Origin of the sequence: Actinotalea sp. C106 (assembly GCF_023630195.1) — a bacterium.
GTDB lineage: Bacteria > Actinomycetota > Actinomycetes > Actinomycetales > Cellulomonadaceae > Actinotalea.
Genome location: NZ_JALPKN010000446.1, coordinates 1 through 1,723, shown reverse-complemented (window position 1 = coordinate 1,723; position 1,723 = coordinate 1). Strand labels below are relative to the sequence as shown.

The window sequence follows — 1,723 nt, the reverse complement described above, 5'->3', positions numbered from 1 at the left end:
CTTGCCAGCAGCGCCGTGAGGGCCTCGGCCCAGCGCTGGGGGTCGTGCCCGCGCACCAGGGCGCCCGTGCTGCCGTCCACCACGACGGTGCGGAGCCCGCCGACCGAGCTCGCGACCACGGGGGTCGCGCAGGCCTGGGCCTCGGCGGCGACCAGCCCGAAGGTCTCGCTGCGCGAGGGCATGGCCACCAGGTCCGCTGCCCGGTACCAGTCGGCGAGGGTCGGCCTGGCGACCGGAGGATGGAGCATGAGGCGCCCGGCGACCCCGGCCTGCGCGGCGAGGGTCTGCAGCTCCTCGAGCGCCCCGGGGCTTCCGCTCGGCCCGCCCAGCACGACCAGGAGGGGGACCCGGCGCCCGCTCGTGGCGATCTCCCCGAGGGCCCGGACCAGCACGTCGGCGCCCTTGAGGGGCTGGACGCGGCCCGCGAAGAGCACGATCTGGTCCTCGAGGGGCAGGCCGAGCCGTCGCCGGGCCGCACGGGCGGAGGTCCTCAGGGTCGGGGCGGCGACGGGGTCGGTGGTGCCGGCCTGCGACCCGCCGTCGGGCCGCAGGTCCGCGGGGTGGCTCGGGGTGAACAGGTCGAGGTCGACCCCGGGGGCCACCACGTGCACAACAGCCGGGTCGGCGTCGTAGAGCTCGACCAGCTCGGAGGCCTCCTCAGCGGTGCTCGCGACCAGGGCGTGCGAGGCAGCGACCACCTGCTCCTCGCCGATCACCCGTCCCTCGGGCTCGGGCCGGTCACCGGGGGCCAGGGAGGCGTTCTTGACCTTGGCGAGGGTGTGCATGGTGTGCACGAGAGGGACGTCCCAGCGGTCGGCCGCGAGCCAGCCGACCTGCCCCGAGAGCCAGTAGTGGGAGTGCACGGCGTCGTACCAGCCGGGCTGGCGGGCGGCCTCGGTGCGCAGCACGCCGGCCGTGAAGGCGCAGAGCTGGCCCGGGAGGTCGTTCTTGTCGAGCCCTTCGTAGGGCCCCGCCGCGACGTGCCGCACGAGCACGCCGTCGGCGACCTCGACGACCTCGGCCTGGGTCGAGGACGTCGCTCGGGTGAAGATCTCGACCTGCGCGCCCTGGCCGGCCAGGGCCTGCGCCAGCTCGGTCACGTAGACGTTCATCCCGCCGGCGTCACCCGTGCCGGGCTGGTCCAGGGGGGAGGTGTGGACGCTCAGCATCGCGATCCTGGGCGTGTCGCTGCTCATCCTCCACCTCCTGCCGTCGGTCGTCGGGGCGCCGGGGACGGCCGCGCGGCCAGGCACCAGAGGTCGATTATCCGCGACGCGTGGACGACGCGCGTCCGGGGGCGCCGTGGCCTGTGTCCGACGCCACGGGCACGACGCAGGCCGGGACGGGGACGGCGAGGCGCAGCGGGGCCTGCGCAGGGTCCGCCGGCAGGGCGACGACCTCGTCGGGCCCCTGCCCCGCGCAGACGACGTGGTGCCCGACGACGGCCATGTGCCGGGGCCAGGAGACGTCGGCGGACCGGGCCGGCAGCGGCTCGAGGCGGGCGCCGTCCTGGTGCACCGCGAAGCGCGCCAGGACGTCGGGCCCGCGCACGCTGACCAGCAGCTCGCCCCGGTCGATCACCGGATGCGCCGGGAAGGAGTCGCCGCCCGGGAGCGGCAGGACGGCGACCGGCCGCGCGGTGGCTGCGTCCTGGTCCCAGGCGAGGACGTGGAGCGCGCGGTCGAGCTCGCCCACGACGTACAGGTGGCCCCCCGGCCCGACG

2 protein-coding genes are annotated in these 1,723 nt (G+C 76.4%); both read right to left on the bottom strand.

The window, feature by feature from the left end; all coding sequences use genetic code 11:
• A partial coding sequence (locus L0B03_RS17435; RefSeq protein ID WP_250448224.1) for a glycosyltransferase occupies window positions 1-1,196 on the bottom strand: 1,196 nt, incomplete at its 3' end.
• Window positions 1,197-1,263: 67 nt separating this feature from the next.
• A partial coding sequence (locus L0B03_RS17430) for a beta-propeller fold lactonase family protein (protein WP_250448222.1) occupies window positions 1,264-1,723 on the bottom strand: 460 nt, incomplete at its 5' end.